The organism is Kribbella flavida DSM 17836 (assembly GCF_000024345.1).
GTDB classification, from domain to species: Bacteria; Actinomycetota; Actinomycetes; order Propionibacteriales; family Kribbellaceae; genus Kribbella; species Kribbella flavida.
This window is the reverse complement of sequence record NC_013729.1, coordinates 4,095,690-4,119,887: the sequence shown is the minus strand read 5'-3', so window position 1 is coordinate 4,119,887 and position 24,198 is coordinate 4,095,690. Positions and strand designations below refer to the sequence as shown.

Annotated in this window: 24 protein-coding genes and 1 pseudogene; 14 read left to right on the top strand and 11 right to left on the bottom strand. The window is 71.5% G+C overall.

The features are described from left to right. The first annotated feature begins 166 nt into the window (after positions 1-166). Together KFLA_RS19040 and KFLA_RS19035 are read left to right on the top strand one after the other, a co-directional pair. Entirely contained in the window at positions 167-1,120 is a 954-nt protein-coding gene (locus KFLA_RS19040; protein WP_148256673.1) for a hypothetical protein, read from the top strand. Beyond that, a complete protein-coding gene (locus tag KFLA_RS19035; protein ID WP_012921441.1) occupies positions 1,117-2,205 on the top strand; it encodes a polysaccharide deacetylase family protein in 1,089 nt (362 codons plus the stop codon). The genes KFLA_RS19040 and KFLA_RS19035 overlap by 4 nt, the downstream gene beginning before the upstream one ends. A gap of 53 nt (positions 2,206-2,258) precedes the next feature. Here the strand turns inward: KFLA_RS19035 and KFLA_RS39685 are convergent. Then, positions 2,259-2,312 (bottom strand): annotated as a pseudogene (locus tag KFLA_RS39685) (hypothetical protein); the annotation flags it as partial. 446 nt (positions 2,313-2,758) lie between these two features. Between KFLA_RS39685 and KFLA_RS19030 the strand changes: the two are divergent. The 4 genes from KFLA_RS19030 (at position 2,759) to KFLA_RS19015 (ending at position 7,102) form a co-directional block, all read left to right on the top strand. After that, a complete protein-coding gene (locus tag KFLA_RS19030; RefSeq protein ID WP_012921440.1) occupies positions 2,759-3,817 on the top strand; it encodes an SGNH/GDSL hydrolase family protein in 1,059 nt (352 codons plus the stop codon). Positions 3,818-3,876: 59 nt separating this feature from the next. Beyond that, positions 3,877-4,365, top strand: coding sequence for a MarR family winged helix-turn-helix transcriptional regulator (locus KFLA_RS35705; protein ID WP_012921439.1), 489 nt, complete (start codon positions 3,877-3,879; stop codon positions 4,363-4,365). Next, a complete protein-coding gene (locus KFLA_RS19020) occupies positions 4,362-5,564 on the top strand; it encodes an MFS transporter (RefSeq protein WP_012921438.1) in 1,203 nt (400 codons plus the stop codon). Before KFLA_RS35705 ends, KFLA_RS19020 begins: the two co-directional genes overlap by 4 nt. A gap of 146 nt (positions 5,565-5,710) precedes the next feature. Continuing rightward, positions 5,711-7,102, top strand: a complete 1,392-nt coding sequence (locus tag KFLA_RS19015) for a glycosyl hydrolase family 18 protein (RefSeq protein ID WP_237706539.1) — start codon at positions 5,711-5,713, stop codon at positions 7,100-7,102. Positions 7,103-7,173: 71 nt separating this feature from the next. Here KFLA_RS19015 and KFLA_RS19010 read toward each other — a convergent pair whose 3' ends face one another. Further along, positions 7,174-7,566, bottom strand: coding sequence for a hypothetical protein (locus KFLA_RS19010; protein ID WP_012921436.1), 393 nt, complete (start codon positions 7,564-7,566; stop codon positions 7,174-7,176). A 38-nt stretch (positions 7,567-7,604) separates the two neighbouring features. On the opposite strand from KFLA_RS19010, the gene KFLA_RS19005 reads away from it, so the two are divergent. After that, positions 7,605-8,156, top strand: coding sequence for a PadR family transcriptional regulator (locus KFLA_RS19005; RefSeq protein ID WP_012921435.1), 552 nt, complete (start codon positions 7,605-7,607; stop codon positions 8,154-8,156). A gap of 34 nt (positions 8,157-8,190) precedes the next feature. Here the strand turns inward: KFLA_RS19005 and KFLA_RS19000 are convergent, their stop codons facing one another. After that, positions 8,191-8,667, bottom strand: coding sequence for a GyrI-like domain-containing protein (locus KFLA_RS19000; RefSeq protein WP_012921434.1), 477 nt, complete (start codon positions 8,665-8,667; stop codon positions 8,191-8,193). Positions 8,668-8,686: 19 nt separating this feature from the next. After that, on the bottom strand, positions 8,687-9,556 hold the full coding sequence (locus KFLA_RS18995; protein WP_012921433.1) for an SDR family NAD(P)-dependent oxidoreductase: 870 nt from the start codon (positions 9,554-9,556) through the stop codon (positions 8,687-8,689). 64 nt (positions 9,557-9,620) lie between these two features. On the opposite strand from KFLA_RS18995, the gene KFLA_RS18990 reads away from it, so the two are divergent. Next, on the top strand, positions 9,621-11,180 hold the full coding sequence (locus tag KFLA_RS18990) for a phytoene desaturase family protein (protein WP_012921432.1): 1,560 nt from the start codon (positions 9,621-9,623) through the stop codon (positions 11,178-11,180). A 76-nt stretch (positions 11,181-11,256) separates the two neighbouring features. Here the strand turns inward: KFLA_RS18990 and KFLA_RS18985 are convergent, their stop codons facing one another. After that, positions 11,257-12,561 (bottom strand): cytochrome P450, encoded by a 1,305-nt coding sequence (locus KFLA_RS18985; RefSeq protein ID WP_012921431.1) that lies wholly within the window; start codon positions 12,559-12,561, stop codon positions 11,257-11,259. A 107-nt stretch (positions 12,562-12,668) separates the two neighbouring features. Between KFLA_RS18985 and KFLA_RS18980 the strand changes: the two genes are divergently transcribed. Beyond that, positions 12,669-12,935: a hypothetical protein gene (locus KFLA_RS18980; RefSeq protein WP_012921430.1), complete on the top strand. Its 267-nt coding sequence runs from the start codon at positions 12,669-12,671 to the stop codon at positions 12,933-12,935. Continuing rightward, on the top strand, positions 12,928-13,407 hold the full coding sequence (locus KFLA_RS18975; protein WP_012921429.1) for an SRPBCC family protein: 480 nt from the start codon (positions 12,928-12,930) through the stop codon (positions 13,405-13,407). The genes KFLA_RS18980 and KFLA_RS18975 overlap by 8 nt, the downstream gene beginning before the upstream one ends. Before the next feature lie 24 nt (positions 13,408-13,431). Here the strand turns inward: KFLA_RS18975 and KFLA_RS18970 are convergent, their stop codons facing one another. Next, positions 13,432-14,541, bottom strand: coding sequence for a winged helix-turn-helix domain-containing protein (locus tag KFLA_RS18970; RefSeq protein ID WP_012921428.1), 1,110 nt, complete (start codon positions 14,539-14,541; stop codon positions 13,432-13,434). 92 nt (positions 14,542-14,633) lie between these two features. On the opposite strand from KFLA_RS18970, the gene KFLA_RS18965 reads away from it, so the two are divergent. Next, the gene (locus KFLA_RS18965) at positions 14,634-15,965 is read left to right on the top strand and encodes a M20/M25/M40 family metallo-hydrolase (RefSeq protein ID WP_012921427.1); all 1,332 of its coding nucleotides are present in this window, start codon (positions 14,634-14,636) and stop codon (positions 15,963-15,965) included. A gap of 162 nt (positions 15,966-16,127) precedes the next feature. On the opposite strand, the gene KFLA_RS18960 is transcribed toward KFLA_RS18965, so the two are convergent. Continuing rightward, positions 16,128-16,991, bottom strand: coding sequence for a LysR family transcriptional regulator (locus KFLA_RS18960; protein ID WP_012921426.1), 864 nt, complete (start codon positions 16,989-16,991; stop codon positions 16,128-16,130). A 75-nt stretch (positions 16,992-17,066) separates the two neighbouring features. Here KFLA_RS18960 and KFLA_RS18955 point away from each other — a divergent pair, with 75 nt between their 5' ends. Then, positions 17,067-18,290: an MFS transporter gene (locus KFLA_RS18955; protein WP_202796989.1), complete on the top strand. Its 1,224-nt coding sequence runs from the start codon at positions 17,067-17,069 to the stop codon at positions 18,288-18,290. Here the strand turns inward: KFLA_RS18955 and KFLA_RS18950 are convergent. The 3 genes from KFLA_RS18950 to KFLA_RS18940 all read right to left on the bottom strand — a co-directional run bounded on the left by KFLA_RS18950 (position 18,233) and on the right by KFLA_RS18940 (position 21,104). Next, positions 18,233-19,876 carry a RecQ family ATP-dependent DNA helicase gene (locus KFLA_RS18950; RefSeq protein ID WP_012921424.1) on the bottom strand — a complete coding sequence of 548 codons (1,644 nt, stop codon included), beginning with the start codon at positions 19,874-19,876 and terminating at the stop codon, positions 18,233-18,235. The genes KFLA_RS18955 and KFLA_RS18950 overlap by 58 nt on opposite strands. Positions 19,877-19,948: 72 nt before the next feature. Further along, a complete protein-coding gene (locus KFLA_RS18945; protein ID WP_012921423.1) occupies positions 19,949-20,134 on the bottom strand; it encodes a DUF5703 family protein in 186 nt (61 codons plus the stop codon). Positions 20,135-20,162: 28 nt separating this feature from the next. Beyond that, positions 20,163-21,104 carry an aldo/keto reductase gene (locus tag KFLA_RS18940; RefSeq protein ID WP_012921422.1) on the bottom strand — a complete coding sequence of 314 codons (942 nt, stop codon included), beginning with the start codon at positions 21,102-21,104 and terminating at the stop codon, positions 20,163-20,165. Between the two features lie 52 nt (positions 21,105-21,156). Here KFLA_RS18940 and KFLA_RS18935 point away from each other — a divergent pair, with 52 nt between their 5' ends. Together KFLA_RS18935 and KFLA_RS18930 are read left to right on the top strand one after the other, a co-directional pair. After that, positions 21,157-22,215, top strand: coding sequence for an LLM class F420-dependent oxidoreductase (locus KFLA_RS18935; protein WP_012921421.1), 1,059 nt, complete (start codon positions 21,157-21,159; stop codon positions 22,213-22,215). A gap of 5 nt (positions 22,216-22,220) precedes the next feature. Further along, positions 22,221-23,048 carry an undecaprenyl-diphosphate phosphatase gene (locus KFLA_RS18930; RefSeq protein ID WP_012921420.1) on the top strand — a complete coding sequence of 276 codons (828 nt, stop codon included), beginning with the start codon at positions 22,221-22,223 and terminating at the stop codon, positions 23,046-23,048. A gap of 159 nt (positions 23,049-23,207) precedes the next feature. Here KFLA_RS18930 and corA read toward each other — a convergent pair whose 3' ends face one another. Beyond that, the gene (gene corA, locus KFLA_RS18925) at positions 23,208-24,182 is read right to left on the bottom strand and encodes a magnesium/cobalt transporter CorA (protein ID WP_041289387.1); all 975 of its coding nucleotides are present in this window, start codon (positions 24,180-24,182) and stop codon (positions 23,208-23,210) included. Positions 24,183-24,198: the final 16 nt, after the last annotated feature.

The following is a 24,198-nucleotide window of genomic DNA, read 5'->3' as shown; positions in this document are numbered from 1 at the left end:
CCGGGAGCAGCTGGCCCGCAGGGGCCGGGTACGCCGATGGCGAACCCGGCCCCTGTGCCTCATTCCGGCGTGGTCACTTCTGGTGATCGACTCCTCACGGTTAGTGTTTGAAGTCGGGTACAGCAGAGTCGCCCGACCTCCTTTCTGACGGAAATCGGTGACTCTCGTGCGCTTCCCCAATCGCCGTGCAGTACTCGGCTCCTTCCTCGTCGGTGCAGCCGTCGTCGGCTGTGCGGATGTCCAGGCCGACCCGGCCACCACGGACCGTCCCGCGGCGAAGTCCGGCGCGGCGGCGGCGCAGATCGCGCCCGCCAAGCCCAAGCCGCTGCCGCAGCTTCCCCGTGGCGGCCGCAAACTCTTCCCGGCTCACCAGTTGGTCGCCTTCGTCGGTGCTCCCGGCGCGCCCGCCCTCGGTCCCCTCGACAGCAACCTGGACGAACGGGCCCGACGGCTCGAGCGGCTCGCCGCGGCGCACCGCGGCGGGCGGACGCCGCTGCCCGTGATGGAGCTGATCGTCGTCACCGCGCAGGGGGCGGGGGGCTGGGACGGCAAGTACCGCAGCCGGATCAAGCCGGCGGAAATCGGCCGCTACCTCGCGGTGGCTCGCAAGCACAAGATGTTGCTGATGCTCGACGTGCAGCCCGGTCAGGCCCGCCCGATCGACGAGGTCCGCCGGCTGGAGCCGTGGCTGCGGCAGCCCGATGTCGGGCTGGCCCTCGACCCCGAGTGGGAGGTGGGTCCGGGGGAGGTCCCCGGCCAGGTGTTCGGCCGGACCTCCGGAGCCGAGCTGAACCAGATCGCGGGTTACCTGTCCGCGCTGGTGACGAAGTACCGGCTGCCGGAGAAGCTGTTCGTGTTCCACCAGCTCACCAAGCGCATCGTGCAGAACGAAGCGGTACTGCGCGGCTATCCGGGCGTGGCGATGGTCAAGTCCGTGGACGGGATCGGGACCCGCGGCGCCAAGGAGGCCACCTACCGGCAGCTGACCACCCAGCTGCCCAGAGGCGTGCACACCGGGTTCAAGCTCTTCTACGAGGAGGACACCCGGCACGGCGCGCTGATGACGCCGGCCCAGGTGCTCACGCTCCGGCCGCGCCCCGAGCTGGTGATCTACGAATGACGGCGCCACTGTCCCGGCGCCGCCTGCTCGGGCTCGCCGCTGCCGCCGGTACCACGATCGTTGCCGGCTGCACCGATGTGGCGGCGCCCGACGCAGCGCCGGTGATCTCGTCCGCCGATCCGGCGCACTCCGCGGATCCGGCAAAAGAGGCCCCGGCCGCGCCGACGCCGTCGACGACCACGCCCGCGAGCGCGGTCAAGGCCAACGAGCTCGGCATGATCCCGGTGCTGATGCATCACCGGCTGGCCACCTCAGTCAGTGGCGAGTACGACATGACGCCGGCGTTCTTCCGCGCCGAGCTGGAGCGGCTGCACGCCGAGGGCTACTTCCCGATCCGCACCCTCGACCTGGTCCGCCGCGACTTCTCCAGGGTGCCGGCCGGGCGGACGCCGGTGGTGCTCACCTTCGACGACAGCACGCCGGGGCAGTTCGCGCTCGACGCCGCCGGCCGGGTGGTGCCGGACACGGCCGTCGGCATCATGCTCGCCTTCGAGGAGCGGCACCCGGACTTCCCGGCCGTCGGGTCCTTCTACCTCAACAGGTCCCCGTTCGGCCTGTCCGGCAGCGCCGCGGTGCAGGCCCTGCGCCGCCTGCACGCGCTGGGGTGCGAGCTCGGCAACCACACCTGGAGCCACCCGAACCTCCGGCAGATCGACGCAGGCAAGGTCCAGGAGGAGTTCGGCCGACTGTCCGCGTCGGTGGAAGAAGCCGTTCCGGGCGTCGCGCCGCGCACGATGGCGCTGCCGCTCGGCATCCACCCGCGGGACCGCCGGCTGATGGCGCGCGGGGGACAGGGCGGTACGGCGTACCGGAACGAGGGGGTGCTGCTGGTCGGGGCGGGCCCCTGTCCGTCGCCCTTCCACCGCGACTTCGAGCCGATGGCGATCGCACGGATCCGCTGCAGCTCGCACCAGGGCGGCAAGGGCAATCTGCTGATGGACTACTGGCTGGACCGGTTCGCGGCCCGGCCCGACCTCAAGTTCGTGGCCTCGGGTAACGCCGGGCACGTGACCGCGCCACGGCGCGAGGCGGCGGCGATCGCTCCGGCCTTCCGGTCGCGCGCGCTCTGGTACGACCCGCGGTGACGGTCCCGGTGCCGCCCAGCCCACGTCGGCAGCGCGCACGCCAGAAATGACGAATTCCGCTCCGGGTGGAATGCCGGAGCCGCCTTGACCAGCGCGGTCGCCGCAATCTGGTGAAGGTCGTCGGCCGGCGTTCCGCGCCCTTGGTAATGCGCGGCACTTCGTCGGCCACGACGAGATTGAGCTCGACGGCTCGGTGCAGCAGTCTGCGCGTTCCGCCGGGCCCGTCGATTCCGCAGCTGTCACCGGGTCGCCCGATCCCGCTCGTCACGTTCCTCAACAGTGAAAGGCCGCGGACGCAGTTCGTGCTCAGCGTTGGTTGCGTCCGGCACCGGCCACCATCGCCGGTCGTCGTTGCGGCGACGGCTCGGCCAGCCGCTCTGAATACCCCAGAAAGTGCCCGGGCCGCGGCAGGTCAAACGTGCTGGCAATTTCCTTTTCCGGTCTGCGGAGAATCGCGGCGACACGCTTCCGTAAAGCACCACACAGCCTTTAGGGTGAAAAGGACGAAACAGCCGGCGAGCCGCCTCCTCGCCACCCTTTCGAAGGAGGCACCATGAATTCTGCCCGCCTGATCACCGGACTGACCGCGGCCGCGCTCGCGATCCCTGCCGCGACCGTCGCCACGGCCAGTGGTCCGGCGACCGCGACCGCCGCCCCGGCCGCCGTGGCGGCCCCGGCGTTCAAGAACTACGTGGCCCTGGGTGACTCCTACACGGCCGCTCCACTCGTGCCGCCGCTCGATCTCAGCACGCTCGGCTGCCTGCGCTCCGGCGGGAACTATCCCGCCCTGGCCGCGCCGAAGCTGAAGGTGCCGAAGGTGACCGACGTGAGCTGCAGCGGCGCCGACACCACGCATCTGAAGACGGCCCAGGCCACCGCGACCGGGTTCGTCCCGCCGCAGGTGACCGCGCTGACCAAGCAGACCGACCTGGTGACGCTCGGCATGGGCGCGAACGACTTCGGCGTACTGCCCGACCTGCTCGCGGTGTGTCCGACGGTGAAGGCCTCGGATCCCGACGGCGCGCCGTGCAAGAAGCAGTTCACCGCCGGCGGCAAGGACCGGCTGCGGGAGAACGTCGCGAAGACCAAGACCCGGCTGGTCGAGTCGGTCAAGGCCATCCGGAGCCGGGTGGCACCGAAGGCGACGATCGTGCTGATCGGCTACCCGCGGATCGCGCCGCCGCAGGGCACTTGCCCCGACCTGCCGCTGGCCAAGGGCGACTACGGCTACCTCACCGAGATCCAGACCGAGCTGAACAAGGCGATGGCCGCCGCGGCCAAGGAGACCAAGGCGAAGTACCTCGACCTCTTCAAGCCGTCCGAGAAGCACGACGTGTGCGCCAAGGAGAAGGCCTGGATCCAGGGCAAGGACCTCGACCTGACCAAGGCCGCCGCCTACCACCCGCGCGCGGAGGAGCAGACGGCGGTCGCCGATGGGCTGGTCAAGCTGCTGTCCGGACGCGCGCAGACCGTCTCCGCCGCGGAGCAGGACGCGTGGCAGCCGCTGCTGGCGGCGAACCTGCGCAAGTCGAGTGACCTGCTGGCCAAGCCGGAGGTGCGCCAGCGGGTCAACCAGCGGCTTGCCCAGGGCGGCCTGTTTCCTCGCCGGTAGTAGCTGCGGCGGCACGCCGTGACTGGCAGCACCCGGTCGGCTTGATGTATGAATGAGTCATGCATGAGTCGAACGTGTGGGCGGCCTGGACGTTGCGCAGTCACGATGTGCTGACCGGCGCGCTGCCACCGGGTCTCGGACTGCGCGACGTCGCCGCGCTGACGTTGATCGCCAGCCATGAGGGCTGTTCGGCGGACTGGCTGTGGAATCGCATCGGTCTCACCCAGTCCGGCACGGTGCGCCTGATCGACCGGCTGGAGAAGCTCGGGTACGTCGCCCGGGCCCGGCAGGGCCGCGCGATCCGGCTGAGCTTGGAGCCGGCCGGGACCGCGGCCCTGGCCACCTGGAACGAGCGCCGCGAGGCCGCCGCGGCCGAGGCGCTGGGCGGGCTCAGTGACGACGACCGGCGACAGCTCAACGATCTGCTCGGACGAGGGCTGCGGGCGACGGAGCGAGCACGGGACGCGGCGGACGCAACCTGCCGGCTGTGCGACTGGCCGGCCTGCGAACGGTGCCCGGTCGACGAGTCGGTGGGGCAGGCCCGATGACCGTCACCGTCGGGGACCGGGCGACCCGGGCGCTGCCGAAGCCGGTGTGGTGGCTGGCGGCGGCCTGGACGCTCGCCTCGACGGCTGACAACTTCTTGCTGTTCGTCATTCTGTGGATCGCCGGTCCGCAAGGGTGGTCCGGAGCCGAGACGGCCCTGCTGGTGGTGGCGATCCGGATTCCCGCGCTGTTCGGCGGCGTGCTCGGCGGTCGCGCTGTCGACCGTTTCGGACCGGTGCCGACGATGGTCCTGGACGGCGCGGTCCGCGCCGCACTGATGGGTGTGCTGGTCGTTGCCGGCTGGAGTGGACGGTTCCCGCTCTGGGTGATGCTGGTGCTGGGCGCGGCAGCGGGAGTCACGGCGCCGCTGAGTTTCGCCGCCGCGCGGACCCTGGTGCCGCGGCTGGTGGATGTCGCGTCGCTGGGCCGAGCCAATGCGCTGCTGAGCGTCGGTGACCAGCTCCCGATGCTGGTGGGGGCTGCGCTGGCCGGTCCGGCGCTGGCGCTGCTCGGGCCGGGGCCTGCGTTCGTCGTACCGATGGTGATGCTGGCGATGGTGGCGGTGATTGCCGCACGGTTGCCACGGCGTACGGCGGCCGCAGTCGAGGTCGCGCGACCGGGGGAGCCGCCACGGCGGTGGAGCTCGCCGCGGGTGGCTGGGCTGATGGCGCTGTCGGTCGTGTACTACCTGGTGTACGGGCCCTTCGAGACCGTGCTGCCGTACTTCGCTCGCGAGCAGCTCGGCGTCTCGGTAGGTGGCTACAGCCTGCTCTGGGTGGTGTTCGGCGTCGCGTCGCTGATGACGTTGCCCTTGGCCCCTTTGCTGGCGCGGAGGCGTCCCGGGCTGGTGAACGGACTGGGCGCCGTGGTGTGGGGCGTCGTGACCGTGCCTCTGGTGCTCACTGAAAGCCTGCCGGCCGCGATGCTGGTGTTCGTCGTGTCGGGCGCGATCTGGGGCCCGTACTCCGCCGTGGAGGCGACGGCTCTGCAGCGCTGGACCGATCCGGCGGTCCACGGCCGGGTGTTCGGCACGCAGCGGGCCATGCTGGCGATCGCTGCGCCGCTGGGAGCCGCCGTCGGTGCCCTGGCCAACGACCACTTCGGTCCCGCCGTCATTCTCGGGACCTCGGCCGTCGCCTGCACCTTGGCCGGCCTGGTGTCCCTGCCGCTGCTGGCGAAGGCCGACCGGTCGGGCCGGTGAATTGCGCCGGCCCGCTTCGCTGTCCGTGACCTCTTGACGACGGCGGGACATCCGGGGTTCACTGGCTCGCACTTCAGTCAGCTCACTTCATATCTTCCTTCACGTCCGCCCCCCGGAAGGAACCGCCCCTGATGAATACTTCTTCCTTGTCTTGGATCAAGTCCCGAAGTCGCCTCGCCGTCGCGGGCCTAACGCTGGCGACCGCCGCCGCCGGTGCGGTGGCCGTGACCGCCCCGGCCGCGTCGTCGGCGAGCGAGACCAGCACCGCCGCCCTGCCGAGCGGTTTCCGCAGCGTCGGGTACATGCCGTCGTGGTCCGGCGACGTGAACAGCATCCAGTACTCGAAGCTGACCCACATCAACTACGCCTTCGCGCTGCCCAACGCCAACGGCACCCTGCAGGCGATTCCCAGCCCGTCGAAGCTGAACTCGCTGGTCTCGCTCGGGCACGCCAACGGCGTCAAGGTGTCGCTGGCGATCGGCGGCTGGAACGACGGCAACGACGACGCGTTCGAGGCGCTCGCCGCCAACGCGACCAGCCGGACGACGTTCGTGAACGCCGTGATCGGTGCGGTCAACCAGTACAGCCTGGACGGTGTCGACATCGACTGGGAGTACCCGGACCCGGGGGTGGAGGGCAACAACTTCACCGCGCTGATGCGGCAGCTCAGCGACGCTCTGCACAGCCGGGGCAAGCTGCTCACCGCCGCGGTGGTGTCGAACGGCGGCACCGCCGAAGGCGTCCAGCCGGCCGTGTTCGGCTCCGTCGACTTCCTGAACATCATGGCGTACGACGGAGGCAGCCCGCACGCCAACTACGACTGGTCGATCGCCGCGGCGAACTACTGGAAGTCCCGCGGTCTGCCGGCCGGCAAAACCGTGCTCGGCGTTCCGTTCTACAGCCGGCCGACGTACCTGACCTACGCGCAACTGGTGGCGATGGACCCGGCGAACGCGAACCGGGACTGCGCCACCGTCAACGGCGCCCAGCAGTGCTACAACGGCATCCCGACGATCAAGCGCAAGACCCAGTGGGCCGTCGCGAACGCCGGCGGCATCATGAACTGGGAGCTGTCCCAGGACACCACCGGCAGCACCTCGCTGGTCAGCGCGATCTACGACGCGGCCGGTGGTGGTTCCCCGCAGCCCGGCGGCAAGACCGGTCCGGTCAAGGGCATCGCCGGCAAGTGCGTCGACGTCGCCGGCGCGAACAGCGCGAACGGCACCGCCGTCCAGCTCTGGACCTGCAACGGCTCCTCGGCGCAGACCTGGACGGTCGGCACCGACGGCACGATCCGGGCCCTCGGCAAGTGCATGGACGTCACCGCCGCCGGTACGGCGAACGGCACCCCGGTCCAGCTCTACGACTGCAACGGCACCGGCGCCCAGACCTGGCACGCCCAGTCGAACGGCACCCTGCGCAACCCGGCCTCCGGTCGCTGCCTGGACGCCACCGGTCCGAGCTCGGCCGACGGCACCCGCCTGCAGATCTGGGACTGCGCCGGCAGCAGCAACCAGCTCTGGACCCTGCCGGCCTGACCTCCGCCAGGCCCCTCACGCCGGGACGCGCTTCGCCACGGGGTGAAGCGCGTCCCTTGTCGTTCCCAGCTTCACGCCAGGACGTTGACGGCGACGGTCGCGGTGAGCGCCACCAGGCACATCGGCGCCCAGATCGCCCGCTCGATCCGGCTCCTCGTGATCACGTTCAGCACCAGCGAGGGCACGAGCACCCCGGCGACCACCCAGACAGTGCCCGGAAGAAGGCGGTCGGGAACAGGCGTCCAGACCGGCACGCCGGCCCGGCGCAGAACCGTGAGCCCGACGATCACCCAGACCACAAACGCCGCGGCGCTGACGACGCGAAGCTGCACCGGCAACCGGTCCCGCGCTCCGCCGTACGCCGCCCGCCCCCACGGGAGGCCCGCCGCCAGCGCGAGCTGAAATCCCGCGATCACCGCAAAGCTCGCCGCGGCAACCGCCGCGGCCACTGCCAGAAGACTCATGCCCGCCCCTTTGATGTATCTGCCAGATACAATAGCGTATGGCTTCCTCCCAGACCGATCTTGCGGTCCTCGCCGTGCTCAGCATCACGCCCACGACCGGCTACGCGGTCCGCAAGACGATCCACGAGCAACTCAGCGCCTTCTGGAGCGAAAGCTTCGGCCAGATCTACCCGTCGATCGCCCGCCTGAAGGAGTCCGGCCTGATCGAGGCCACCGCTGGCGGCCGCACCGGCTCAGCGCAGTACGCCCTCACCGACGCCGGCCGAGCTCATCTGCTCGATCTGCTCAGCAGCCCGCCCGTTCCCAGCCGCCCGCGCAGCGGCACCCTGCTCCGCCTCTTCTTCGGCCACCTCCTGGGCCCGTCCGCCTGCGCCGACCTGGTCCAGGCCTCCAAAACCCGAGCCGAGCACCAACTCACCGAACTGGCCGCCACCCGAGCCCTCGTCGAAGCCGAACGCACCTCCGACCCCACCACCGAGCCCCACACGCGCTACTGGCTCCTCACCATCTCCGCCGGCGAACACACCGCCCGCGCCACCATCGCGTGGGCCGACGAAGCCCTCACCGAACTGGCGAAGCTCCCCGCCTGACGTTCCACGAGCAGGCGCCGCGCGGAACGTCGCCTCAGACCCGGGCGGCGGTGAGGGTGATGGGTTGGACTACTTCGGTGCGGTGGTGGTGCGGGTTGTGGGCGGGGAGGTCGTGGTAGATCTCCCAGGCGTCGCCGGTGGGGGTGGCGTCCTGGTCGGTCAGCCAGGTGGTGATGGCGTGGTAGGCGTGGCGGAGCTGGTCGGCGGGGCCGTTGTGCCAGGCGGCGACGACGTGGCCGCCGGGGAGGGAGGACGGGACGACGGTGCTGTCGCCGGTGATCGGGTCGGCGACGGGGAAGCCGGCTTCGACGTGCACGCGGCCGTCGGAGTGGGGGTGGTAGCGGGCGAACGGGTAGCCCTTGGGGGCGATGCCCTGCCGGTAGAGGAAGACCGCGACGTCGCCGAAGGCGCGCGGGAGCCAGCTGGACAGCTCGTCGGAGTGCAGCAGCGCTCGGCGTACGGCGGTGGGCTGGGTGGTGAGGGTCCGGGTTTCGGGCCGATCGGTGTGCATGACTCCTCCCTTGGTCTGGCTAGGCCCGGGGCTCGAAGACGTTGCCGGGGTTGGGGGCGACCGGGGTGCTCGACACGCCGAGGCGTTTGAGCAGCGGGGTCACCAGGACGTCGTACAGGCCGGGCAGGTGGCGGAAGCCCAGTTCCATCAGCAGGTTCGCGGCGCCGATCGAGACCTCGCGGCGCGGGGTGTCCATCAGGCCGACGACGGCGCGGGCGACCTTCTCGGCGGTGACGACGGGCGGCGGCGCCTGGGCGACGTGGCCGAGGTAGTTGCCGGCGTGCTGGTAGACCGGCGTGTCGACGGCGCCGGGCGTGACCAGGTGAACGTGCACGCCGGGCATCGAGCGGGTCTCGGCCTGCAGCGCCCGGGCGAGCCCGTGCACGGCCCACTTGCTCATCACGTACGAGCTCATCAGCGGCGGCGCGATCTTGCCGAGCACCGAGCCGAACAGGACCAGCCGTCCGCCACCCTGCGCGGTGAACCGGCGCAGCGCCGAGCGAGCCATGTTCGCGGTGCCGTTGATGTCGACCTTGAGCACCCGGTCGACGACCTCGCTCGGAATCTTGCCGAACTCGCCGTACGCGAGCACCGCCGCGCAGTGCACGACCACGTCGACCCGGCCGAGCTCGGCGAGGGCGGTGTCAACCAGCGCGTCGGTCTGCGCGGGCTCGGAGACGTCAGTCGGTACGACGACCGCCCGCACGCCACGGTCCCGGCAGCCCCGCGCCACCTCCTCGAGCGTCACCCGCGACCGCCCGGCCAGCACCAGGTCGTCGCCGCGATCGGCGAACGCCAGTGCCGTCGCGCGACCGATGCCGCCGGCGGCGCCGGTGACGACAACGCCCAGGGCGGTGTGCGCGCGGGCATCGTCAGGTCGCTCGGTCATGAACCACCCGGTACCCACCCCGCACCGGCGCATACGAAACCGGCGCCGTGGATACCGGGTGCGAATGAGCGACGCGATCGTGATCGGCGGCGGCCCGAACGGGCTCGTCGCGGCCAACCTGCTCGTCGACCAGGGCTGGGAGGTGGTGCTGGTCGAGGCGAACGACGAAGTGGGCGGCGCGGTCCGCAGCGACTCCGACGTGGCGGACGGCTTCATCCACGACACCTTCAGCTCGTTCTACCCGCTCGCGGCGGCGTCACCGACCATCCAGGCCCTGGAGCTGCACAAGTGGGGCCTGGAGTGGTCCGACGCCCCGGCGCCGTTCGGCAATCCGATGACCGACGGCGGCTGGGCCATCGTGCACGACGACCCGCTGCGGACCGCTGCCGAGCTCGACGCCGAGGCGCCGGGCGACGGCGACAGCTGGCTCGCGCTGTACGAGGACTGGCGCAAGATCCAGCGCGGCATGGTCGGGCTGCTGCTGGACCCGTTCCCGCCGATTCGTTCCGGATCGTCGCTCGCGCTGCATCTGCTCGGCCGCCAAGGCCTGGAGCGGATCCGGCTGCTGGCCTCGTCCGTGCGGTCGCTCGGCGAGCAGCACTTCCGCGGCGATGCCGGCCGGATGCTGTTCGCCACCAACGCGCAGCACGCCGACATCACGCCCGAGTCGGCCGGCTCCGGGCTGATGGGTTGGCTGCTGGTGATGCTCGGTCAGCAGTTCGGCTACCCGGTCCCGAAGGGCGGAGCCGGGCGGCTCGCGCACGCGCTCGCGGACCGCTTCCGCGCGCAGGGCGGCACGATCGTCTGCGGTCAGCGCGTCACCGGCATCGAGGTGAGCGGCGGCCGCGCGACCGGCGTACGGACAGCTTCGGGGGAGTACTACGGCGCGCGCCGGGCGGTGCTGGCCGACGTCTCCGCGCCTGCCCTGTACGGCGAACTGCTGCCCGTGGCGGCGGTTCCGCGCCGGGTACGGCGGGCGATGGAGAAGTTCGAGTGGGACCCCGGCACCGTGAAGGTGGACTGGGCGCTGGACGGGCCCATTCCCTGGCAGGAGAAGCCGAGCGCGTCACCGGGCACGGTGCACATCGCCCGGTCGGTGGACGCGCTCAGTATGACGGCGGCGCAGATCGCGGCGGGTCTCGTCCCGACCGAGCCGTTCCTGCTGATGGGGCAGATGACCACGGCGGATCCCACTCGGTCGCCGGCCGGCACGGAGGCGGCGTGGGCCTACACCCACGTGCCGCAGCGAGTGCGTGGCGACGACGAGTTCACCGGCCGGTGGGACGCCGACGAGGCGGAGCGGTTCGCGGATCGCATGCAGGCGCAGGTGGAGCGGGCTGCTCCGGGCTTCGAGCAGCGCATCATCCGGCGCCGCATCCTCGCGCCACCGGACCTCGAACGGCGGGACGCCAACCTGGTCGGCGGCGCGGTGAACGGCGGGACGTCGGCGCTGCACCAGCAGTTGGTGTTCCGGCCGATCCCGGGCCTGGCGCGGGCCGAGACGCCGGTGAAGGGCTTGTACCTCGCGTCGGCATCGGCTCATCCCGGTGGCGGGGTGCACGGCGCCTGCGGCTCGAACGCCGCCCGTGCTGCGATCCTGCACGCCAAGCTGCCGTGGCGCTGAGCGAAGCTGCCGTGGCGCTGACCAAGCCGCATCTGCGCGAACGTCCGGCGATCGCGCCTGAACCGCGGTCCGGCGATCAGTCCTTGCGCCAGAAACCGATGCGGGGGGAGCTGTGGTCGAAGGTCGCCGGCATCGCACCGGCCAGCTTGCTGCGGGTGGCCGGGTCGGGGTCCAGGTCGAAGTGCGCGACGACGTGACTGGCCGCCGCGCTCGTGGTCAGCAGCACGACGTTGCGCCCCGGACACACCGCCGGCCCCGCGCTGAACGGGATCAGCGGCCACTCGCCGTCCGCCCGCCCGTCGAGCCAGATCTCCGGAACGAACTCGTCGGCGAACTTCAGCGCCTCGCCGTCGCGGTGGAACACCGAGCTCACGATCGCGAACTCCGTCCCGGCCGGGGCCGTCCCGGCGTTCCACTCGGTCGGTACGACGCCCTCGCGCAGGACGACGAGCGTGGTCGGCCAGAGCCGCACACAGTCCTGGACGGCGGCCCCCGCGTGCGCCAGCAGCGGTGATCCCTGCGGGTTGCGAGCCTCCTCCGCGATCACCTCGGCGTACTCCGGGCGCGATCCGAGCAGGGCGAGCAGCCGCCACAACGCGATGCCGGTCGCGTCGAAGGCGAACAGCCAGTGCGGAACCTGCCCGGCCGCATCCAGTTCTTGGGCGGATCCAGGCGGCAAGGCGTGCACCAGGCTGCCGGGCTCGGCGCGATCGACGTACTCGTCCAGCAGCGCCTGGAACCGCAGCTGGGCCGTGGAGTCGCGGCGGCGGAACTGCGCCCAGTTGGCGTCGGCGCGCAGCGCGTCGAGCAGGTCGGTGAGCTCCTCGTCGTCGGCGGCGGCGTCGCCGAGCACGATCCGGCGGGTGATCCGCATCCAAAGCGCGCGGAAGTCGTTCCAGCCGAGCGTGCCGTCCAGCCGGTCGAGCTCTTCGGTGATGACGGCAACCATCGTGTGCCCGGAGCGGTGGACCGGCCGGTGCGCGTCGAGCGCTTGCTCGTTCAGGTCCCGGCGCGGAACCCGCAGCGGCGGATCGGTGACCAGGACGGCGTGCGGCTGGAAGTGCCGCAGCGCGCCGACCTTCTCGCTCGTCGCCGCGGAGAACGGTTCGGGCGTCTCGGCGAGCAGCCGCCTGACGTGGTCCGGATCGAGGGCCAGCGCGAGTTTGCGACCGGGGAGTCGCAGCAGCAGTGGCCCTTCGCCGTAGCGGTCGCGCAGCCGGCGGGCCTGCCGCAGGCCACGGTCGTCGGCCCGCAGCCGATCGGCCAGCGCGGTCAGCGCCGGCCGGCGCAGGATCGCGCCCTGGGCGAGCAACGGGACGAGGATGTCGCGCAAGGCGCGCCCGGAGTCCAGCACCGACGCGACGGGCAAGGAGGCGTGCATACCTATCTGGTGCCCCGGCCCGAAACGCCCGCGCGGTTTCGAGTTTCCGTCCCGGTGCGCCCGGGTACCCGTGCGCGGATGAGGACCCGCGGTGGAAGGAGTACGTCATGTCCGTGCTGGACCGGGTGAAGCGGTGGCGCGACGCGCACCGCCACACCGAGCAGGACGCGCCGGCCGACACCGACGTCGCGATGAGCCGCGAGACCGGCGGCGACCCGGACGGGGGCACGCAGTCCACGACCGGCACCGGCGAGAACGAGACGTTCGTCGGACGGGTCGCCGGACTCGACGAGGGCTACGCGGGGGAGACCGGCGCGGAGGCCCGGTCGGAGCACGACCGGCTGGAGAGGGAAAGGACGAAAGACGATGGGTGACTACGAAGCCTCGACCGTGGTGGACGTCGCGCCGAACGTGCTGTTCGACTACCTGTCGGACGTGGAGCGGCTGCCGGAGTACCTGCCGCAGATGACCGAGGCGCACCGGCTCGACGCGCCGTCGGACGAGGCGCAGGGACCGGAGGCCCGGATGCCGGGCGAGGCCGTGCACGAGCGGGTCGAGGTCGCCGCGGTGATCGACCCCGACGACGGGCCGGAGCGGGAGGTCCGCAGCGAGGCCGAGATCGACATCGTCGAGCAGGGTCGCACGCTGCGCTGGTCCGCACCGGGCCCGCACGACTACCACGGCGAGCTCGACGTCGATTTCGTTGCCGACGGCACCTCCAAGCTGACGGTCCGGCTGCACACCGAGCACGCCGAGGGCGCGTCGATCGACGAGGCCCTGCAGCACACGCTGGCCGGGATCAAGACCTCCGTCGAACGCCGCGACGGAACCTCCGAGAACGTCTGACCGCCCGTTCAGCGGGCGCTTCGGCTACCTGGCGGGAGCCGGTTGCTCGATCGTGGACAGCTCCAGCCAGGTCGCCAGCTCGTTCAGTTCCGCCTCGATGCCCTTGCTGATCGCGCGGGTGAAGCGGACGTCTTGGTGCAACGCATTCACCCGCAGCACCGAGGCCTTGCGGTCGGCGATGACGTCGGCCTTGCCGACCAGCCGGTCCCCGTGCAGGATCGGCAGCGCGAAGTAGCCCCAGCGGCGCTTTGCGACCGGTTTGTACATCTCCAGCGTGTACTCGAAGTCGAAGAGTTCGACCGCGCGAACCCGGTTGTGGATCAGCCGGTCGAACGGCGACAGCAATGCCGTCCGGCCGGTGAAGTCGTCGTCGATCGCGGCCAGCGCCTCCGGGTCGACCCGCCAGACACCTCGGGTGTCCTCGACCTCGACCGGCTCGCCGGTCTCACCGACGATCGCGGGCTCGACCGGGACTGCGGTGCCCTTCGCGCGGGCGATGCCGAGGGAGCGGAGTCGCCGTTCGTTCTTGGTCGTCGCCGCCTCGGTGGCGGTCGGCACCACCACGTCGCTCGGGTAGACCCGCTCCGGCAGGTCCCAGCGGCGTTCGCGCCCGATCCGGCCCGCGATCGCGACCTGGCCGCGCATCATCAGGAACTCGAGCATCTGGGTGACGTTGCGGTTGTTCGTCCAGCCGGTCGAGGCCCACGGGACCCGGCAGGTGTCGGGGATGTCGCGCGAGGTCACCGGTCCGCGCTCGGCGATCACCGCGACGATGTCCCGCTGGAAGTCCTCGTTGGCCTGCATCCATTCCCGGATCCGGGACCACGTCGGCCAGTCCGCGGCTCCGGCCAGGTACAGCCCGACGTCGCTCATCGGCCGGATCAGCGCGTCCAGCTCGAACAGGGTCCGGTCCACCTCCAGCGCCTGCTTCAACTGCTCCGGCCGGTACTCCGGACCCAGCCGGCTCCACGCCACCAGATCGGCGCTCGGCGCGACCGCCGCCGTCGGGTCGATCTGCAGCAACGTCAGCTGCCGGACCGTCTCCACCAGGTCCGTGGGCCGCTGCGTGTCGAGCAGTTGAGCCCGAACCGCGATCCGCCGCGCCTGCTCCCTGGTCAACCGCCGAATCCCCATGCACCGCAGGCTAGCGACTCGATCCGACAGTCCACGCGGAACTGCCCAGGGCTGGGAGAGTGGTCGTCCCGGGGTGGGGCAGGATGGGCGGTATGACTCTACCGACGACCCCCGACAGCTCGACGTACCGGCCGGACGGCGAGGTGGTGGAGCTGTGCAGCGAGCTGATCCGGTTCGACACCACGAACTACGGCAACGGCAGGAGCAACGGCGAGCGGGACGCGGCGGAGTACGTCGCGGCGAAGCTCGACGAGGTCGGCATCGAGTCGACGATCTACGAGTCCGCGCCGGGGCGGGCGACGCTGGTCGCGCACTGGGAGGGTGAGGACGCCTCGGCGGACCCGCTGCTGGTGCACGGCCACCTGGACGTGGTGCCGGCCGACCCCAAGGACTGGAAGGTCGACCCGTTCGCGGGCGAGATCTTCGACGGCTGCGTGTGGGGCCGGGGCGCGGTCGACATGAAGGACTTCGACGCGATGGTGCTGTCGGTCGTCCGGGCCCGGCAGCGGGCCGGGGTCAAGCCGCGGCGGCCGGTCCGGCTGGTGTTCACCGCCGACGAGGAGGCCGGTGGCCTGTACGGCGCGCAGTGGCTGATCAACAACCACCCGGACACGGTGGCCGACTGCACCGAGGGCATCGGCGAGGTCGGCGGCTTCTCGATCACGGTGCAGGACGACCTGCGGCTCTACCTGATCGAGACGGCCGAGAAGGGAATGAACTGGATGCGCCTGAAGGCCCGCGGCACCGCCGGCCACGGCTCGATGGTGAACGACGACAACGCGGTCACCGAGCTGGCCCGGGCGGTCACCCGGATCGGTGAGCACGAGTGGCCGCTGCGGCTCACGCCGACGGTGCGCGAGTTCCTGAAGACGCTGGAGGACCTGCTCGGCACCGAGCTGGACCCCGAGGACCGGACCGGCGTGCTGTCGAAGCTGGGCAGCTTCAGCCGGATGTTCGGCGCCACCATCCGCAACACCGCGAACCCGACCATGCTGAACGCCGGGTACAAGGTCAACGTGATTCCCGGCGATGCCGAGGCGCACGTCGACGGCCGGTTCCTGCCCGGGTACGAGCAGGAGTTCTTCGCCACCATCGACGAGCTGCTCGGCGACAAGGTGCAGCGGGAGACGGTGATCGAGGACATCGCGCTGGAGACCGAGTTCACCGGCGGCCTGGTCGAGGCGATGAAGGCCTGCCTGGCCGCCGAGGACCCGCAGAGCCGGACCGCCCCGCTGCTGATGTCCGGCGGCACAGATGCCAAGTCCTGGTCCCGCCTCGGCATCCGCTGCTTCGGCTTCGTCCCGCTCCAGCTGCCGCCGGACCTCGACTTCATGGGCATGTTCCACGGCATCGACGAACGCGTCCCGACCGCCTCGCTGGAGTTCGGCTCCCGCGTCCTCGACCGCTTCCTCACCGAGGCCTGACCTCAGGGGTGAGCCTCGAGCGTCGCGCGGGCGCTTTCCTCTGACGGGTTAACCCTCCAGGTGCAGGGTTGGCCCACCGGTTTCTCAGGGGCCAACCCTGCGGTTCAGGGGTTAACCCACGAGAGTGGCCTGGGCGGGACCGGGAGCGGGTGGGCCGGAGATTCAGCGGGTGAGGCTGAGGGTGGTGCCGAGGTGGGGGAGCAGAGCGAGCAGCTTCGGGGGTGGGGTGGAGCCGGTGACCATGCTGAGGGTCAGGCGGTAGCGGAACGGGGCCGGGACCAGTCGTTCGCTCGGGCGGAGCTCGCCGGCCAGGGCGCTGCGGGGAACCAGCGCCAGGTGCTCGCGGCGGCGGGCCATCGCGACGGTGGTGCCGAGGGTGACGCCGCGGCGGGGGACGGCACCGAGGGCGATCAGCCGGCGGCGGATCTCGTCGGCGCCGCGGTCGTAGGTGGAGAACGGGATCTCCCGGTCCCTGAGCGGACGGCGGCCGCGCCCGGGCGGCGGCGTACCGGCCGGGACGAACAGGACGAGCTCGTCGCGACCGACGGCGTGCGCGACCGTGCCGCGGGGCAGGACCATCTGGTCGGCGATCGCGATGAAGGCGGCGTCCATGGTGCCCTCGGCAACCTTCTCGACCAGGTGGTGGCCGTGATCGACCTGTTGCTCCAGCTCGACGTCGGCCAGCTCCGCGTCCAGCACCGGGAACAGGATCGCGGCGAGGCTCGCGAAGGTGCCGACCACCAGCCGGGTGCCGGCCGCGGCGGCGCGGGTGGCGGAGTACACCTCCTCCAGGTGACCGAGGATGTGCTCGGCGCGCCGGGCCAGTTCGGCGCCGGCCGGGGTTGCGCGGGCGCCGCGGGTGTCGCGTTCGAACAGCCGGGTTCCGCAGCTGCGTTCCAGCCGGGCCAAGCGCTGCGACGCGGACGGCTGGGCGACGTGCAGCTCCCGGGCCGCAGTACCGACCGCACCGGTGCGGCTGATGGCGAGGACCAAGCGCAGGTCGTCGACCGTCGGCAATGAAGACATAGGCCCAGGCTATGCCGTGCACTCGTCCGGGGCCCTCTACTGCGGTGACCGCGCCGCCCTGGAGAATCAGTGGCTGTGAGAGCCCGGAGCGAAGCGTTGGCCCTGCTGGCAGGCGGTGGCGTCGCGGACTTGGCGTTCCGGATCGCGCAGGTCGCCCTGCCGCTGGTGGTGCTGCAGGAGACGGGTTCGGTCGCGGCGACCGGCCTGGTCGGTGGCGCCTCGGGAATCCCGGTGCTGCTGTCGCCGTGGTGGGCCCGGCGGGCGAGGCAATGGGTCGACTCGGGTCCGCGGCTCGCGATCGTCGCCGCGGTCTCGGCGTTCGCGCTGGCCGTCGTACCGGCGGCTGCGGCCGTGGGCCTGGTCCAACCTGCGCTCCTGGTCGTCAGCGGCCTGCTGCTCGGCATCGGTGACGCGCTGTCCACCCCGGGCCGGTCCGCCCTGCTGGCCGACACCGGCGATCGCTGGGCGCCCGGCAAGGCCGTCGTCCTGCTGACCTGGCAGGACGGCGCCCGGCGCGCCGGGATGCTCGTCGGCCCGCCGATCGGTGCCGTAGCGGTGGGCACCGGGTTCACCACCGGGCTGTTGTGGGTGGAGGCGGCCGCAGTGCTGGCCGGTGGTCTGCTCGCCTGCAGCGTCCGGGCCGAGCGCGCGGCGCAGGAGCTTGCCGCGCCGTCGATCCGGGAGAGCCTGCGCGGCCGCCGGGACGTGCTCTACGGCTGGATCGCCCGCGGAACCGGCTGCCTGACCTGGTTCGCCTTCACGCTCGGGCTCTCGGTGATCGGCGCCGAGCGAGGCCAGCCGGGCATCTACCTCGCCGCCGGCATGAGCGGGTACGGCGTGGGCTCGCTGCTCGCCACGCTGATCTCGATCGCCGTCGTCCGCCGAGTTGCGCCGGTCCCGCTCGCGGCGATGGCCTGGATGATGATGGGCCTGTGCTGGGTCGGCATGGGGGTCTGGACCACGCCGCCGGCGGTCGCTGGGTTCGGCGCGCTGTCCGGCGTCACCGTGGTCCTCGGCATCGCCGCGATCTCACTGCTCATCACCCGAAGCTCCGAGGGCGCCGAACGCCGTGCGTTGCTGTCCGGCCAGTCGGTCGTCGTCAACGCGAGCAGCTCGGCAGGCCTGCTGATCGGCGGTCCGGTGATCGCAGCCGCCGGGGCGGAGTGGACGCTGGTCGGTGCCGGAGTGCTCACCGGAACTGTCGCGCTCGGCGTTTTGCTGATGGCCCGGCGACCCACCAGTCAGAGCTGCTCGAGCAAAGCGTTCTCCTCGACCGCGGAAAGCGAGAGCGTCCGGTAGCCGACCTCGTCGAAGCGCACCACGATCCGGTCACCGTCGAACTGCAGCACCTGCCCGACCCCGAACTCCGTGTGCCGCACCCGCGAATCCAGCGGGTACGGCGACTCGCGGCTGTCGCGGGCGTGTTGCTCGGCACTGCCGTTGTGGCAGGTGTCGCAGTTGCCGCACGGCTCGGGCAACTCCTCACCGAAGTACGAGAGCAGGAACTGCCGGCGACAGCCGGTCGTCTCGGCGTAGTCGCGCATCATGTCGAGCCGCGACCGCTCCACCTGCTGCCGGGTTTCCGCCAGCCGCATCGCCTGGCTCACCAGGTCGGCCTCGTCCGAGGACGACGGGTGGAGCCGGTTGCGGCGGTCGAAGCGGACGGCGCCGACCTGTTCGAGCAGCGAGCAGCAGCGGCCGACCAGCTGGACGGCCAGGCCGGTCTGCTGGGCGAGGTCCCGGCGCAGCGGGGGAGTGCCGGCCGCCTGGATCGCGGCCAGGACCTGGGCGACCGCCTGCTCGTCCGGAGGCGCGGCCGAGAGGAAGCGCCGCAGGCCCAGGTCGGCCTGGCCGTGGAACAGGACGGCCTCGGCCGGTTCACCGTCCCGGCCGGCGCGGCCGATCTCCTGGTAGTAGGAGTCGAGCGAGTCGGCGACACCCGCGTGCAGCACGTACCGGACGTCGGGTTTGTCGATGCCCATGCCGAAGGCCGTGGTCGCGACCACCACGTCGAGCCGGCCGACCAGGAAGTCCTCGTGCACCCGCGCCCGCTCCGCCTTCGGCAACCCCGCGTGGTACGGCGCCGCCCGCAACCGCCGACCGTCACGCTCGCGCTCGCCCAGCGCAGCGGCGTACTGCTCGGTCTCCCGCCGGGTGGTCGTGTAGACGATGCCGGTCCCGGCGATTCCCGCGGCGCGCTCGACGACGGCGGCGAGCCGGCCGTCCGCGTCCGTCGCCGGCACCGCGGCCAGCGACAGGTTCGGCCGGTCGAACCCGGAGACCACCACCAACGGATCCCGCAGCCGCAACCGCTCCACGACCTCCGACCGCACCGGCCGGGACGCGGTCGCGGTGAGCCCCAGGACAACCGGCCGGCCGAGCTGGTCGACGAGGTCACCGAGCCGCAGGTAGTCCGGCCGGAAGTCGTGCCCCCAGGACGACACGCAGTGCACCTCGTCGACCACCAGCAACGCGGGCTTCGCCGCGGCCAGCCGTTCCCGCACGTCGTCTCGCGCCAGCTGCTCCGGCGCCAGGAAGACGAACTGCACGTCCCGGTCGGCGAGCTCGCGGTACACGGTCTCCCGCTCGGTGGCGCCGAGCGTGCTGTTCAGCTCGCGCGCCACGATTCCGCGGTCCAGCAGCGACACGACCTGATCGTGCTGCAGGGAGATCAGCGGGCTCACCACCACCGCCGGGCCGTCGAGCAGCATCGCCGGCACCTGGTAGATCGCCGACTTGCCGGACCCGGTCGGCATCACTGCCAGGGTGTCCTGGCCGGCCACCACGGCCGACATCGCCCGCAGCTGCCCGGGCCGGAACTCGTGCCAGCCGAACGTCTCGGTCGCGATCTGCCGCAACCGCCGTACGGCGTCCTGTTCGGTCATCGGTCTCCCGCTTCGCTCTCAGGCGACGGCGGGTACCCAGCCGACCGGGCTCACACACCTGCCGGCCGGCGGTCAGAGAGTGCGCATCACCCGGATGATGCGGCGGCGCAACCAGACCCGCCGGGTGCCGTCGGGGTAGCGGCGCAGCCGGGCCAGCTCCCACCCGCCGTACTCCGCGTGCTCGGTGAGCAGCCGGCGGACCGCGCCACGCGACTCCGTCCGGGACACCTCGAACTGCTGCAGTTCGTACTCGCCCATCCGCACCTCCAGATTCCAGGCGGCTACCTCACGACACATCCTCCAGCGCGGCCGCGATGGCCGGCGGAAGGGTGAGCTCCTCCGTTCCCAGCACCGACTTGAGCTGCATCGCCGTCCGGGCCCCGACGATCGCCGCCGTCACCCCTGGCCGATCCCGCACCCAGGTGAGGGCCACCTCGAGCGGGCTCCAGCCCAGCCCGTCGGCGGCCCGGGCCACGGCTTCCACGATGCCCGAACCCCGGCCGTCCAGGTAGGGGTCGACGAATCTGGACAGATGCTGGGACGCCGCCCGGGAGTCCGCGGGGATCCCGGTGCGGTACTTCCCAGTCAACACGCCGCGGCCAAGCGGCGACCAGGCGAGCACGCCGATGCCGAGCCCGCCGGCCGCGCGGATCGCGTCCGCCTCGGCGTCGCGGGCGAGCAGCGAGTACTCCACCTGGTTGGAGACCGGGACCGCGCGGCCGGGCCAGGCCTGCTGCCAGGTGACCGCGCGGGCCGACTTCCAGCCCGCGTAGTTCGAGACGCCGACGTAGCGGACCTTGCCGGAGTTCACCGCGTGGTCGAGCGCGGACAGCGTCTCCTCCAGCGGGACGTCGTCGGACCAGGTGTGCAGCTGCCACAGGTCGATGTGGTCGACGTTCAGCCGGCGCAGCGAGCCCTCCAGGTCCCGGAGCAGGGCGCCGCGCGAGGTGTCGGTGATCCGCTCGCCGCGACGGACGCTGAAGCCGGCCTTGGTGGCGATCACCAGGTCGTCGCGGTCCACCACGTCGCCGAGCAGGCTGCCGATCAGCCGCTCGCTGTCACCGTCCCCGTACGCCGCCGCGGTGTCGACCAGGGTCCCGCCCGCCGCCACGAAGGCGGCGAGCTGCTCACGGGCCTCGTGCTCGTCGGTGTCGCGGCCCCAGGACATGGTGCCCAGACCGAGCCGGCTCACCGCCAGACCACTGTGACCGAGATAGCGCTGCTGCATGAAGCCGAGCCTATTGCGGAGCGCCGACATCGGCTCGTTAGGCTCGCCTGTCATGCGACTCGGACTCAACATCGGCTTCGTGCTCGGCGGGGACGATCATCTGGACCATCTCAGGCTCGTGAAGGAGGCCGAACGGCTCGGGTTCTCGGTCACCTGGGCCGCCGAGGCGTACGGTTCCGACGCCGCCACGCTGCTGACCTGGATCGCCGCGCAGACCTCGACCATCGACGTCGGCGCGGCCGTGTTCCAGATCCCGGCCCGGACGCCGGCGATGACGGCGATGACGGCGGCGACCCTGGACACGCTGTCCGGCGGCCGGTTCCGGCTCGGCCTCGGAGTGTCCGGGCCGCAGGTGTCGGAGGGCTGGCACGGCGTCCGGTTCGACCGGCCGCTGGAGCGGACCCGGGAGTACGTCGCGATCGTGAACGCGGCGCTGCGCCGTGAGACGGTGTCGTACCAGGGCAAGCACTTCACCCTGCCGCTGCCGGACGGCCCGGGCAAGGCGCTGAAGCTGTCGATCCGGCCGGTCCGCGACCACGTGCCGGTGTACCTGGCCGCCGTCGGCCCGAAGAACCTCGAGCTGGCCGGCGAGATCGCCGACGGCTGGCTCGGCATCCTGAACGACCCCGCCTATCTGGGAGAACAGTTGAACCACATCCGGACGGGCCGGCAGACCCGTCAGCCCGGCCTCGGCCTGGACGGCTTCGACACGGTGGCGTCGGTCCCGGTGGTCACCGGTGACGACCTCGCCGCCGCGGCCGACCCGATCCGGGGCTACGCCGCGCTGTACGTCGGCGGCATGGGCAGCCGGGAGAAGAACTTCTACAACGCGCTGGCGGTCCGGATGGGCTACGCCGAGCAGGCCAAGGAGATCCAGGACCTGTTCCTGGCCAAGAAGCACCGGGAGGCGATGGCCGCCGTGCCGCACGGGTTCATCGACGCGATCTCGCTGCTCGGCGACAAGCAGCGGATCGCCGACAAGCTCACGGCGTACGCCGAGGCCGGGGCGACGACGGTCGCGCTGACCCCGTTCGCGGCCACCGTGGACGAGCGGATCGCGACGCTGCGCACCGCCGCCGAGGCGCTCGAGCTCGCCGGGATCGGTGACTGAGCCCGGTGAGTATCTGGGACGCCATCATTCTCGGCATCGTCGAGGGGCTCACCGAATTCCTGCCGGTCTCCAGCACCGGCCACCTGACCATCACCTCGAAGCTGCTCGGTCAGCAGATCGACGACCCGGCGATCACGGCGTTCACCGCGGTGATCCAGTTCGGCGCGATCGCGGCGGTCGTGCTGTTCATGTGGACCGACATCAAGACGTACGCCATCGCCTGGTTCAAGGGCCTGCGGCACCCGGAGTACCGGGGCGAGTTCGACCACCGGATGGGCTGGTTCGTGATCGTCGGCTCGCTGCCGATCTGCGTGGTCGGGTTCCTCGGCCGCGAGATCATCTCCGGCCCGCTGCGCAGCATGTGGTGGGTGGCCGGCTCGCTGATCGGCTGGTCGTTCTTCATGGTCGCGGCCGAGCGGCTGGGCAGCAAAGCCCGGCCGCTGACCCGGATCACCCTGCTCGACGCGATCGTGATGGGCGTCGTCCAGTGCCTGGCGCTGATTCCCGGCGTCTCCCGCTCGGGCGCGACGATCACGGCCGGGCTGTTCCGCGGGCTGGACCGGGTCGCCGCCACCCGGATGGCCTTCCTGCTCGGCATCCCGGCCCTGGTCGGGGCCGCGGTCTTCGAGTTGCAGCACGCGCTCGACGGCAGCATCGGCGTCGTCCCGGTGATCGTCGGCGTGGTGGTCAGCTTCATCGTCGGCTACGCCTCGGTCGCCTGGCTGATCAAGTTCGTCGCCAAGCACACCACCGAGGTCTTCGCCTTCTACCGCATCCTGCTCGGCGTCGTCATCCTCATCCTGCTCGCCACCAGCACCATCACCGCCACCTGACCCCACCCCAACCCGCGCGCCCCCGACCCGCCGGCATTTCGGGGGAGAACCCGCCAACTTGTGGGTTGTCCCCCGGCATACCAGGGGGTGAACCCACAAGTTGGCAGGTTCTCCCCTCAAGTGGGGGATGAGGGCGGGGGTGGGGGGTGGGGCGGGGGGTCAGAGCCAGCCGGCGCGGCGGAAGCCGACGTACATGCTGGTGCAGACGGTGGCCATGAAGGCGAGGCAGGCGAAGTAGCCGTAGTACCAGCGCAGCTCGGGCATGTTCTCGAAGTTCATGCCGTAGACGCCGGCGATCATCGTCGGCGCGGCGGCGATCGCCACCCAGGCGGAGATCCGGCGCATGTCGTCGTTCTGCTGGACCGAGACCCGGGCCAGGTGGGCGTTGAGCGCGGAGCTGAGCAGGGTGTCGAGCGCGTCGGTCTGGTCGGAGACCCGGATGACGTGGTCGGCCACGTCACGGAAGAACGGGGCGGCGTCGCGGCTGATCAGCGGTACGGCGCCGTGCGCGAACGCCTCCATCGGCTCCCGCAGCGGGCCGATCGCGCGGCGCATCTCCAGCACCTCGCGCTTGAGCGCGTAGATCCGCGCGGCGTCGCTGGTCCGGTCGGGGGAGAAGACCGAGCTCTCCACCTCGTCGACGTCGAGCTCGACCTGCTCGGCGACCGCCTCGTACCCGTCGACGACCGAGTCGCAGATCGCCCAGAGCACGGCGGCCGGGCCGTGGCCGAGCACCGAGGCCCGCTCCTCGAGCTCCTGCCGGGCGGTGGTCAGCGGCGCGCCCTCGCCGTGCCGCACGGTGACCACGTAGCGGGGACCGACGAAGACGCTCACCTGCCCGGTCTCGACGGCGTCGCCCTCGTCGACGTACCAGAGCGTGCGCAGGACGACGACCACCGAGTCGCCGTACCGCTCGACCTTCGGCCGCTGGTGCGCCTTGAGCGCGTCCTCCACCGCGAGCGAGTGCAACCCGAACAGCTCCTGCACGCGGGCCAGCTCCGGCGCGGTCGGTTCGTGCAGGCCGACCCAGCCGAAGCTCTCGCCGTCGGCGCCGATCGCCTGCGCGACCGTCTCGGGGTCCTTGGGGAGGTCCCTGCGCTCACCCTCGGCGTACACACCGCAGTCGACGATCACCGCACCATCATGCACC

What these genes read in the sequence shown, in the direction of transcription:
- KFLA_RS19035 (WP_012921441.1), top strand. Translation starts at nt 1,117, where the DNA reads ATGACGGCGCCACTGTCCCGGCGCCGCCTGCTCGGGCTCGCCGCTGCC.
- KFLA_RS19030 (WP_012921440.1), top strand. Translation starts at nt 2,759, where the DNA reads ATGAATTCTGCCCGCCTGATCACCGGACTGACCGCGGCCGCGCTCGCG.
- KFLA_RS35705 (WP_012921439.1), top strand. Translation starts at nt 3,877, where the DNA reads ATGCATGAGTCGAACGTGTGGGCGGCCTGGACGTTGCGCAGTCACGAT.
- KFLA_RS19020 (WP_012921438.1), top strand. Translation starts at nt 4,362, where the DNA reads ATGACCGTCACCGTCGGGGACCGGGCGACCCGGGCGCTGCCGAAGCCG.
- KFLA_RS19010 (WP_012921436.1), bottom strand. Translation starts at nt 7,566, where the DNA reads ATGAGTCTTCTGGCAGTGGCCGCGGCGGTTGCCGCGGCGAGCTTTGCG.
- KFLA_RS19005 (WP_012921435.1), top strand. Translation starts at nt 7,605, where the DNA reads ATGGCTTCCTCCCAGACCGATCTTGCGGTCCTCGCCGTGCTCAGCATC.
- KFLA_RS19000 (WP_012921434.1), bottom strand. Translation starts at nt 8,667, where the DNA reads ATGCACACCGATCGGCCCGAAACCCGGACCCTCACCACCCAGCCCACC.
- KFLA_RS18995 (WP_012921433.1), bottom strand. Translation starts at nt 9,556, where the DNA reads ATGACCGAGCGACCTGACGATGCCCGCGCGCACACCGCCCTGGGCGTT.
- KFLA_RS18990 (WP_012921432.1), top strand. Translation starts at nt 9,621, where the DNA reads ATGAGCGACGCGATCGTGATCGGCGGCGGCCCGAACGGGCTCGTCGCG.
- KFLA_RS18985 (WP_012921431.1), bottom strand. Translation starts at nt 12,561, where the DNA reads ATGCACGCCTCCTTGCCCGTCGCGTCGGTGCTGGACTCCGGGCGCGCC.
- KFLA_RS18980 (WP_012921430.1), top strand. Translation starts at nt 12,669, where the DNA reads ATGTCCGTGCTGGACCGGGTGAAGCGGTGGCGCGACGCGCACCGCCAC.
- KFLA_RS18975 (WP_012921429.1), top strand. Translation starts at nt 12,928, where the DNA reads ATGGGTGACTACGAAGCCTCGACCGTGGTGGACGTCGCGCCGAACGTG.
- KFLA_RS18970 (WP_012921428.1), bottom strand. Translation starts at nt 14,541, where the DNA reads ATGGGGATTCGGCGGTTGACCAGGGAGCAGGCGCGGCGGATCGCGGTT.
- KFLA_RS18965 (WP_012921427.1), top strand. Translation starts at nt 14,634, where the DNA reads ATGACTCTACCGACGACCCCCGACAGCTCGACGTACCGGCCGGACGGC.
- KFLA_RS18960 (WP_012921426.1), bottom strand. Translation starts at nt 16,991, where the DNA reads ATGTCTTCATTGCCGACGGTCGACGACCTGCGCTTGGTCCTCGCCATC.
- KFLA_RS18950 (WP_012921424.1), bottom strand. Translation starts at nt 19,876, where the DNA reads ATGACCGAACAGGACGCCGTACGGCGGTTGCGGCAGATCGCGACCGAG.
- KFLA_RS18945 (WP_012921423.1), bottom strand. Translation starts at nt 20,134, where the DNA reads ATGGGCGAGTACGAACTGCAGCAGTTCGAGGTGTCCCGGACGGAGTCG.
- KFLA_RS18940 (WP_012921422.1), bottom strand. Translation starts at nt 21,104, where the DNA reads ATGCAGCAGCGCTATCTCGGTCACAGTGGTCTGGCGGTGAGCCGGCTC.
- KFLA_RS18935 (WP_012921421.1), top strand. Translation starts at nt 21,157, where the DNA reads ATGCGACTCGGACTCAACATCGGCTTCGTGCTCGGCGGGGACGATCAT.